This is a genomic window from Streptomyces sp. URMC 123 (assembly GCF_051386515.1).
GTDB lineage: Bacteria > Actinomycetota > Actinomycetes > Streptomycetales > Streptomycetaceae > Streptomyces.
The window spans coordinates 1-9,857 of record NZ_JBPQTV010000241.1; the positions used below are offsets into that span (position 1 = coordinate 1).

8 protein-coding genes and 1 pseudogene are annotated in these 9,857 nt (G+C 73.5%); 5 read left to right on the forward strand and 4 right to left on the reverse strand.

All coding sequences use genetic code 11. From position 1 onward, the window contains the following. Positions 1-29: 29 nt before the first annotated feature. Positions 30-1,541: an FAD-dependent monooxygenase gene (locus ACSNOD_RS23200; protein ID WP_436768959.1), complete on the reverse strand. Its 1,512-nt coding sequence runs from the start codon at positions 1,539-1,541 to the stop codon at positions 30-32. Positions 1,542-1,594: 53 nt separating this feature from the next. Here ACSNOD_RS23200 and ACSNOD_RS23205 point away from each other — a divergent pair, with 53 nt between their 5' ends. Beyond that, positions 1,595-2,266, forward strand: coding sequence for a TetR/AcrR family transcriptional regulator C-terminal domain-containing protein (locus tag ACSNOD_RS23205; protein ID WP_436768960.1), 672 nt, complete (start codon positions 1,595-1,597; stop codon positions 2,264-2,266). Here the strand turns inward: ACSNOD_RS23205 and ACSNOD_RS23210 are convergent. From ACSNOD_RS23210 to ACSNOD_RS23220, 3 genes are read right to left on the reverse strand one after another with little or no spacing between them, the layout of a single operon-like run. Beyond that, positions 2,226-3,473: an acyltransferase family protein gene (locus ACSNOD_RS23210; RefSeq protein WP_436768961.1), complete on the reverse strand. Its 1,248-nt coding sequence runs from the start codon at positions 3,471-3,473 to the stop codon at positions 2,226-2,228. The genes ACSNOD_RS23205 and ACSNOD_RS23210 overlap by 41 nt on opposite strands. Beyond that, positions 3,470-4,852 carry an alpha-2,8-polysialyltransferase family protein gene (locus ACSNOD_RS23215; RefSeq protein WP_436768962.1) on the reverse strand — a complete coding sequence of 461 codons (1,383 nt, stop codon included), beginning with the start codon at positions 4,850-4,852 and terminating at the stop codon, positions 3,470-3,472. Before ACSNOD_RS23215 ends, ACSNOD_RS23210 begins: the two co-directional genes overlap by 4 nt. Then, the gene (locus tag ACSNOD_RS23220; RefSeq protein WP_436768963.1) at positions 4,852-5,829 is read right to left on the reverse strand and encodes a glycosyltransferase family 2 protein; all 978 of its coding nucleotides are present in this window, start codon (positions 5,827-5,829) and stop codon (positions 4,852-4,854) included. The genes ACSNOD_RS23215 and ACSNOD_RS23220 overlap by 1 nt, the downstream gene beginning before the upstream one ends. 223 nt (positions 5,830-6,052) lie before the next feature. Here ACSNOD_RS23220 and ACSNOD_RS23225 point away from each other — a divergent pair, with 223 nt between their 5' ends. The 4 genes and pseudogenes from ACSNOD_RS23225 to ACSNOD_RS23240 all read left to right on the forward strand — a co-directional run. Continuing rightward, positions 6,053-7,348 (forward strand): DUF6716 putative glycosyltransferase, encoded by a 1,296-nt coding sequence (locus ACSNOD_RS23225; protein WP_436768966.1) that lies wholly within the window; start codon positions 6,053-6,055, stop codon positions 7,346-7,348. Between the two features lie 86 nt (positions 7,349-7,434). Next, positions 7,435-8,631, forward strand: coding sequence for a cytidylyltransferase domain-containing protein (locus ACSNOD_RS23230; protein WP_436768964.1), 1,197 nt, complete (start codon positions 7,435-7,437; stop codon positions 8,629-8,631). A 17-nt stretch (positions 8,632-8,648) separates the two neighbouring features. Beyond that, positions 8,649-9,596 carry an N-acetylneuraminate synthase family protein gene (locus ACSNOD_RS23235; RefSeq protein WP_436768965.1) on the forward strand — a complete coding sequence of 316 codons (948 nt, stop codon included), beginning with the start codon at positions 8,649-8,651 and terminating at the stop codon, positions 9,594-9,596. A gap of 57 nt (positions 9,597-9,653) precedes the next feature. Next, a pseudogene (locus ACSNOD_RS23240) lies at positions 9,654-9,857 on the forward strand (hypothetical protein); the annotation flags it as partial.

Genomic DNA, 9,857 nt, shown 5'->3' on the forward strand with positions numbered 1-9,857 from the left:
GCCCGCCGCCGTCACCCCGCCCGCCGCCGTCAGGCCCCCGCGCCCCGCGCCGCCGCCCCCGCGGCCGTCAGCGGCCCGTACGCCGCGAGGTCGGCGAGCTCGGTCGTGGCCAGCCCGACATAGCCGTCCGGGCGGACCAGGAACAGCCCGTGATCGGCGTACGCCCCGTGCGCGCCGCGGGCCGTCGCGGGTATCCGATGGGCCCGCAGCCAGTCGCCGTTCGGCGCCGGCAGCGGGGCGTCACCGAAGGCCAGCAGCGTGAAGTGCGGGCCCCGGAAGAGGTCGAACAGCCGGGCCGGGCCGCCGCTCCCACCGGAGAGCAGCGCGTCGGGTGCCCGGTCCCCCGCCCGCAGCCCGTCCTCGGGCACCTCCCGGCGCCGCTCCATCGCCAGCGAGGAGCCGCGGTAGCCCAGGTCGAGCTGGCGGGTGCGCACCCCGCGCCGGGTCGCGGGGGAGTCGTCGGTCAGCCGCGCCGCCCGGTGGAGTTCGGTGCTGATGCCGAGCACCTGGGCCGCCACCGGCAGCCGTTCCTCCTCGTACGAGTCGAGCAGCGCGTCGCTCGCCCCGTACCGCAGCACGTGCCCGAGCTTCCAGCCCAGGTTGTACGCGTCCTGCACGCTGGTGTTGAGCCCCTGGCCGCCCACCGGGGAGTGGATGTGCGCGGCGTCCCCGGCCAGGAAGACCCGCCCGGAGCGGAAGCGGTCGGCCATGGCCGCGCGGGCCCGGAACTCCGAGGCCCACAGCACCTCCAGCACATCGGCGGCCGACAGGTGCGTGCGCTCGGCGACCAGCCGGCGCACCCCCTCCACCGAGGTGTCCGGGCGGGCGTCCGGCCGCTCGTACTGCGCCTGGAGCTGGAAGTGGTCCGTGCCGGCGAGCGGGCAGAGCGCGAAGCCGCCGCCCCGCGCCTTGGGGAAGACGTGCCAGCGGTCCCGGTCCAGGCCCGTCAGCCGGACGTCGGCCACCAGCATCGGGTGCGGGTCGACGGTCTCGCCCGTCATGGGGATGCCCACCTCCTGGCGGACCGTGCTGCGCCCGCCGTCGGTGCCCACCAGATACGCCGCGCGCACCGTCCGCCCCGAGGCCAGCCGCGCCTCCACCCCCTCCTCGTCCTGGCACAGCCCCACGAGCCGCTCGCCGAAGACGACCGAGCCGCCCAGCTCGCGCAGCCGTTCGTGGAGGATCGCCTGGGTGCGCCACTGAGGGACCATCAGCGGCTCGGCGTACGGGGCGTGTTCGGTGGCGGGGAAGCGTTCCAGCAGGTCCCAGTCGCCGCGGGGCTCGCCGTCCTCCCAGCGCCGCATGCGCGGATACGGGGCGCCGGCCGCGAGCGCGGCCTCGATGATCCCGAGGTCGTCGAAGACCTCCTGCGTCCGGGGCTGGAGCCCCTTGCCCCGCGAGCCGGGGAAGAGCCGCTCCGCCTGCTCGATCACCAGCGCCGGTATGCCGCGCCTCGCCAGGTCGCAGGCGAGCGTGAGGCCGGTCGGCCCCGCGCCGATGATCAGCACGTCCACGTAGTGCTTAACGCCGTTAAGTGCCATGCTGTAGAGGGTCTGCTTAACGGTATTAAATTGTCAAGTGGGAGAATGACCGGATGGCGACGCGACTGGACCGAACGCAGGTGGTGGACACCGCCCTTCGACTGCTGAACGACGTAGGGCTGGACGGGCTCACCCTGCGCCGCATCGCCAGTGAGCTCGACGTCCAGGCGCCCGCGCTCTACTGGCACTTCAAGAACAAGCAGGAGCTGCTGGACGAGATGGCCACGGAGATGCTCCGGCGGATGCTCGCCGGGGAGGGCGGGGCCGAGCCCGCCCCCTCCTGGCAGGACCTGATACTCGGCAGCTGCCGCGCGCTGCGCGCCACCCTGCTCGGCTACCGCGACGGCGCCAAGGTCTTCAGCGGCACCCGGCTCACCGACACCGGCCACTCCGGTTCCCAGGACCGGTACTTCCGCGCCCTGATGGCCGCCGGCTTCTCACTGGAGGCCGCGGTGCAGGCGCACTTCACCGCCTACTCCTTCACGATCGGCTTCGTGATCGAGGAGCAGTCGGTCCACCCGCTCCCCGGACAGCGGGACCCCAACTACGACATCGGCGAGCGCGCCGCCCGCATCGGCGCCGACCACTCGATCGCGGCGCGGGCCGGCGCGGCCCTCTTCACCGACTACGAGTCCCGCTTCGAGACCGGTCTGCGCGTGGTCATCGCCGGCATCGAGCACACCCTCAGCCCGCCGGCGGTCCCGGCCTCGGGCCCCACGCCCTGAGACCCCGGGCACCGGGCCCCGCCCCCGGCCCCGGCCCCGTCCCCGTACCGGGCCCACGGCCGGCGAGGCCGTCGCGCAGGCGCGGGGTCAGGGGCCGCTCCACCAGGCGGTGGATCAGCCAGGCCAGGGCCAGCAGACCGGCGATCGCCAGGGCCAGCACGGGCCACGCGGGCAGGCCGAGCGAGCGGTGGAGCACCCCGACGACCACCCACCCCAGGTGCTCGTGGATCAGGTAGAACGGATAGGTGAGCGCCCCGGCCACGGTCAGCCACCGCCAGTTCGCCCAGCGCGCGTACCCCAGGGCGATCGCGCCCACGGCCACGAACCCCGCGGTGATCACGGCGACGATGCCGAGCGAGGGCCGGTAGGAGAAGAACGCGGGGTTCGGCGGGTGCCACAGCCGCGCCACCGCGTAGTGCTGGCCGATCAGATACGAGGCGGTCACGATGCCCCAGGCCGTGAGGTCGCGGCGGTTGCGGTGCACCAGGTACAGCCCGATGCCGCCGATGAAGTACGGCGCGTACTCCGGCATCAGCACGATGTCGAGCAGCCGCCGGTTCGCCGCCTCGGCCACCGCCGCGGCCAGCGTCCAGACCGCGCAGAAGAGCACCACCCGCTGGCGGGAGGCGCCGGGCAGCACCACGAAGAGCGCGAAGAGGGCGTAGAACCGCAGCTCCGCCCAGAGCGTCCAGCACACGCCGAGCACCCGGTCGGCGCCCAACGGCTGTTGCAGCATGGTGAGGTTGAGCAGCGCGTCGCTGGGCGACACCGCCTCGAACACCACCCACGGCAGCGCGAACACCGCCGTGACCAGGGCCACCGCCACCCAGTAGGCGGGGTAGAGCCGGGCCACCCGGGAGGCGAAGAAGGAGCGCAGCGGCCGCCCCCAGCCGCTCATGCAGATCACGAACCCGCTGATGACGAAGAAGATCTGCACGCCCAGGCAGCCGTAGGCGAACACCTGGGAGGCCAGCGGGAACTGCTCGGCGGGGGAGGTGCCCCACGCGCGGGAGATCTCGCCGTCGCGGCCGCCGAAGTGGTAGAGGGCGACCATCAGCGCGGCTATCAGCCGCAGTCCGTCGAGGGCCCGCAGCCGGGGGGGCGACGGGCCGCGGCCGGCGCGCGCGACGGCTCCGGTACGCGGCCGGGGCGCGCCGTCGGCGGTCCCCGGCGGCGGCGCGGGCAGCGTGGTCCGGGCGCCGCTCATCCGAACGCGGCCTTCTTGCGGACGATGCGGCGCCGCACGGCGCGCGCCCGGCGGGCCACCCGGCGCACGGTGGCGTTGCGCGGCAGAAAGGCCAGCTGGGAGGGGATGGCCCCGGGCAGCGCCAGCGAGGTGAGCCGGCGGCGCTTGAAGTACCGCCAGGTGTGCTGGTCGAGATGGGCGGCGAGAAACCGCTCGGCGGCGGGGCGGAGCCCGGGATAGATCTGCGACTGCATGGCGTAGCCGACGGCCGTGAGCAGTCCGGTGAGCCGGCCGCCGACGACCTCCTCGGTGGGCGGGGACCAGCCCTCGACGGCGGCCCGGTCGGTGACCTCCGGCAGCAGCGCGTCCACGATGGTCACCGGCACCCGGTTGCTGTTCTGGTACGGGCTCAGCCGCTCCAGCAGCAGATCCGTGCCGGTCCGGGCGGTGGGCAGGCCGTAGAACGCGCCGGCGGTCAGCAGCGCGGTGGAGAAGCAGCCGACGACGAGCGCGGGGCGCAGCCGCTGGTAGAGCACCTCGGCGAGGACGGGGGAGTCCAGCACGGCCAGTTCGGCGCCGAGCGCCTCCGCCTCCTTCTCCAGCATCCGCGACCAGCGGGCCGGGGCGGTGGGGTGCGGCTTGAAGACGATCCTGCGGTGGCCCAGGCCGACGGCGCCGCGCAGCATCCGCACGTGCAGCCTCTCCTCCTCCTCGGCGGAGAGGATGTCGAGGGCGGAGAGGTACTGGCCGAGCAGCAGGGCGGGTTCGGCGAGCTCGGGGAGCGCGGTGGTGTCGGCCTTGGCCAGTTCGCCGAGGACGTCGGTGAACGCCTCGGTGGGCACGGTCTCCGGCTCGACGCCGAACTCGGTGAGCAGCAGCGGCCGCAGCCCGGGCACGAGGTCGAGGTGGAGCAGCCGCCGGATGCGGGTGCCGACCAGCGGGTCGAGCTTGTTGCGGGTGGGGCCGTAGCTCATCAGGCCGTCGGCGTAGACGTCGACGGGGGCCTCGGGGAACAGCTGGGCCAGCGCGAGCGACGGGTTGACCTGGATGGACTCGACGGCGAGGGTCACCTCGTCCTCGCCGAGGTCCCACAGCAGCCGCAGGTGCCGCTCCCACAGCGGCACGTCGTCCGGGCGCGGCGACCAGCCGCCGGGGTGGAAGGGGCTGATGGTCTCGTTCCAGGACAGCACCCGGTCGAAGCGCTCGCGCAGCCGGTCGAAGCCCGGGGCCTCGTCCGGGCCCGGTGTGGTCTCCGGGATGGCGGCGTTGTTGCTGATCAGCAGCAGTCGCCGGTCGGCGGGTTCGAAGCGGCCGGCGTCCAGGGCGGCGGCGAGCGTCGCCACGCCGTAGAGCGTCGAGGCGCAGAAGATCTGGGTGCGGCGGCGGTGCGGGGCGGACATCAGGCGGCCACCTCCGCGGCGACCGGGCGGCGGCGCAGCCGGCGCAGCCGGGACGCCCGTGAGGCGTCCATGGAATCCAGCGCGTCCCGGAGCACATCCTGAGGCATTCGCTTCAGGGCGGCGGCGCTCATCGAACGCAATTTACGAGCCACGGACGGTTCGAACCTCTCCATATTGCCGAGATGGTGAGAAATAATCGCACAATATGTGCGCACGGCCTTGGGGAGCAGGAGATCGGCCTCCGGGTCGGTCGACGTTTCCTCGATCACCTGGTCGAATGCGCGAATGAAATCGAGCTGGCGTACGTCCCCGATCTGCGTCAGGGAGGTGGCGACGCCCCGGCGGTAGTAGACGCCCAGCAATCCCACGGCGGCGAAGGATTCCGCCTCCCGGTGCAATCGCCAGATCCACGGCCGGTCCTCGGCGGTGCGCAGCCCGTGCCGGAAATGCAGCAGGCCGTTGTCGACCAGCCGCCGGTGGTAGATCCCGGCCCAGGCGTACGGATAGTCGACGGAGGTCGAGCGGTCGGCCGGCAGGATCACCTCGCGCGGGCGCAGCACGACGCCCCGGCGGCCGTGCGGCACCCGGTGCACCGTGCGGGCGCGGCCGGTGCACTGCACATGGTCGGTGCGGACGAAGTCGCACCCCAACTCCTCGATTGCGGCCACCAGTTGCGGGTAGTACCCGGGGGCGAGCCAGTCGTCCCCGTCGAGGAAGGTGAGGTACTCGCCGCGGGCCGCCGCGATGCCGGTGTTGCGGGCGGTGGCCAGCCCGCCGTTGCGCTCGTGCCGCACCAGGACGGCGCCCGGCAGTTCGCGCTCCGCGCGCGCCAGGACGTCCGGTGTCCCGTCGGTCGAACAGTCGTCGACGAGAATGAATTCGAAATCCGATCTCGCGTTCGCCCGGAGACTTCGCAAGGTGTCGGGCGCGTATGTCTGCACGTTGAAGAACGGCACGATGACGGAGAGCTTGACCACCCGGGTGACAGTAGGTGTCCGTCCGGCATTCGTCTTGTCCTGCGCGCCACTCGGAAGTGAACGAAGAATGGCGGAATGGTTAACCGGTGCTGCTCATAGGCTCATTCGCCATACGTCGACATGCTGTTAACCCTTTGTTGCGGTGGCGTTGGGCCGCGAATCGGAATGCCTTTCTAGCGTCTTCGCCGTGCCACTAAGTACCAGCAGAAGTCCACGGGTCGCCGTGCTCGCCGATTCCGATACCCGATGGAAATGGGGAGCACTCACAGCGAACCGCATCGTATCGGGCGCCACCCTGGACGGTTGTCTGTTGCGCGGCCGGGCCACCCCCACCCCGCGCCAGCTCGACGAGGTGGGCGTGCGGGCGGACTCCCTGCGCGAGGTGACCGCGGCCGAGTTCCTGCGCACCATGGGCGCCCCGGGCCCCTCCTACGACGTGGTCGTGCTCGCCCTCGTCGGCGGCGCCGTCCAGGCCATGCTGCACGGCCTCGCCCACCAGTGGCGCGGCCGCGCCCGCCGGCCCGTCGTCGTCACCGGCTACGTCGGCGTCGTCTACGAGAAGCTCGCCGACGGCCTGCTGCTGCGCCACGGCGCCGATGTCGTGCTCGCCAACTCCCGCCACGACGCCGACCGCTTCCGCGAGGTCTACCGCGGCGTCGGCGCGGGCGCCGGCAGCGTCGTCGAGTGCGCCCTGCCCTTCCTCGGCGGCGAGCGCTACGACAAGGCCACCCGCGAAGGCCGCCCGCACACCGTCGTCTTCGCCGCCCAGCCCTCCGTGCCCGACAGCCGCGCCGACCGCACCTACCTCCTCAAGCGCGTCGTCCAGCACGCCCGCCGCCACCCCGGCCACGAGGTGCTCGTCAAACTGCGCAGCAGGCCCGGCGAACACACCACCCACGTCGAGGAACTGCCCTACCAGAAGCTCGCCGCCCGGCTGCCCGGCGGCCTCCCCGACAACTGCCGCCTGGTCTACGGGCACATGAGCGACGTCCTGGACCGCACCGACCTGCTGGTCACCGTCAGCTCCACCGCCGCCCTCGAAGCGCTGCACCGGCGCATCCCCACCGCCGTCCTCACCGACCTCGGCGTGCGCGAGTCCCTCGGCAACCACCACTTCCTCGGCTCCGGCTGCCTCGCCTCCTGGGACGACCTCGACGCCGGCGCGCTGCCCGAGCCGGACGCGTACTGGCTCGGCCGGCAGGGCGTCGTGGCCGACGGGCCGTACGAGACGGCCTTCGACACCGCCCGCGAGCGGGTCGCCGAACTGCGCGCCGCCGACCGCCTCCCGCCCCTCGCCCCCTACTACACCACCGCCACCGCGCCCGGCTATCTGCCCGGGGTGCTCGCCCGGTACGGCCTGCTGCCGACCGGAGAACCCCACGCCTCGGCCGCCGGCGGCGAGGGCACCTCCGGCGTACGGCGGTTCGTGCGCGGCGCCGTACGGGACCTGGCGCGCGGCGCCTACCGCCACGGCGTGCAGCGGGTGGCCCCGGTCATCCGCCGCATGGGGGAGCTGTGACGGCCGCCGGGCCGCCGGCGCCGGCCCCGCCCAGGGCCGTACCGCCGCGACCGCGGTCCGCCCCCCGAACCATCGAAGGAGCCTCCATGCCGCCGACCGTGCTGGCCGTCATCCCCGCCAGAGGCGGGTCGAAGGGCGTCCCCGCCAAGAACCTCGCCCCCGTCGGAGGGGTGCCGCTCGTGGTCCGCGCCGTGCGCGAGTGCCTCGCCGGCCGGCTCGTCACCGACGTCGTGGTCTCCACCGACGACGCCGCGATCGCCGCCGCCGCCCGGGGCGCCGGCGCCGACGTGGTGCAGCGGCCGCCCGCCATCGCGGGCGACACCGCCACCAGCGAGGCCGCCGTCCTGCACGCCATGGACACCCACGAGGCCATCCACGGCGCCCGGGTCGACACGGTGCTGCTCGTCCAGTGCACCAGCCCCTTCCTCACCCGCGAGGACATCGACGCCGTCGCCGCCGCCGTGGTCGAGGGCGGCGCCGACAGCGCGCTGACCGTCGCGCCCTTCCACGGCTTCGTCTGGCGCGAGGGCGACGACGACCCGGCCGGCCGGCCCACCGGCGGCCACGGCGTCAACCACGACAAGTCCTACCGGCCGCGCCGCCAGGACCGGCCGCAGGACTTCCTGGAGACCGGCGCCGCCTACGCCATGGACGCGGCCGGGTTCCGTACGGCCGGACACCGCTTCTTCGGCCGCACCGAGCTCGTACGGACCGACCCGGCCCGGGTGCTGGAGGTCGACGACCCGCACGACCTGGCGCGCGCCCGGGCCCTCGCGCCCCTGCTCGACGCGCCGCGCCCCGGCGCGCTCCCCACCCGCGCGGACATCGACGCGGTCGTCCTCGACTTCGACGGGACGCAGACCGACGACCGGGTGTTCATCGACGCCGACGGGCGCGAGGTCGTGTCCGTGCACCGCGGCGACGGGCTCGGCATCGCCGCCCTGCGCCGCGCCGAGCTCGAACTGCTGATCCTGTCCACCGAGGTCAACCCGGTCGTCGCCGCCCGCGCCGGCAAGCTCCGGGTCCCCGTCCTGCACGGCGTGGAGCGCAAGGACCTCGCCCTCAAGCAGTGGTGCGAGGAGAAGAACATCGCCCCCGAACGCGTGCTCTACGTCGGCAACGACGTGAACGACCTGCCCTGCTTCGGCCTCGTCGGCTGGCCGGTCGCGGTCGCCGGCGCGCACGACGTGGTGCGGGGCGCGGCCCGCGCCGTCACCGCCACCCGCGGCGGCAGCGGCGCCATCCGCGAGATCGCCTCCTGGATTCTCGGCCCCTCCCTCTGACAGAAGGACTTGCCCACATGAGCACCACCCCCCGTCTGCGCACCCTCGGTGACAAGGTCGCCGGCCCGGGCCGGCCGGTCTACATCACCGGCGAGATCGGCATCAACCACAACGGCGATCTGGAGAACGCCTTCGCCCTCATCGACGCCGCCGCCGACGCCGGCTGCGACGCCGTGAAGTTCCAGAAGCGCACGCCCGAGATCTGCACGCCGCGCGACCAGTGGGAGATCGAGCGCGACACCCCCTGGGGCCGGATGACCTACATCGACTACCGCCATCGGGTCGAATTCGGCGAGGCGGAGTACCGCAGCATCGACGAGCACTGCCGCAAGCGGGGCATCGCCTGGTTCGCCTCGCCCTGGGACGTCGAGTCCGTCGCCTTCCTGGAGAAGTTCGACGTGCCCGCCCACAAGGTCGCCTCCGCCTCGCTCACCGACGACGACCTGCTGCGGGCGCTGCGCGCCACCGGCCGTACGGTGATCCTCTCCACCGGCATGTCCACCCCCCGGCAGATCCGGCACGCGGTCGAGGTCCTCGGCAGCGACAACATCCTGCTCTGCCACGCCACGTCGACGTACCCGGCCCGGGCCGAGGAGCTCAACCTGCGGGTGATCAACACGCTCCAGGCGGAGTACCCGAACGTGCCGATCGGCTACTCCGGGCACGAGACCGGGCTCCAGACCACCCTCGCCGCGGTGGCCCTCGGCGCGGTCTTCGTCGAGCGGCACATCACCCTCGACCGCGCGATGTGGGGCTCCGACCAGGCCGCGTCCGTCGAGCCCCAGGGGCTTCAGCGGCTGGTCCGCGACATCCGCATCATCGAGCAGTCGCTCGGCGACGGCCGGAAGAAGGTCTACGAGAGCGAGCTGGGGCCCATGCGGAAGCTCCGCCGGGTGGCCGGCGTGGTCGCGCAGGCGGAGGCGGAGTCCGCCGACCGCGCGCCGGCGGCACCGGCGACGGTCTGACCGGCCGTCTCCCACCCCCAGCCGTCCGGCGAGAACGCGAGGTGCGAGGTGCACGCGGTGCGCAGCGAAGCAGACGGGCCGGCGGGCCCGCGCCAGGGAGCGGGGACCCTCGCGTTCGTCGAGAGCCCGGTCCAATTGCTCAACGTCCTGGAATGGCTCCACGCGACCGGTGGGGTCCGCGCGACCCCACCGGCGGAACCCACCCCCGGCGGCATCCCCCCCCAGACCCGCGCGGGGGGCTTCGCCCCCGCCCCCAGGGAG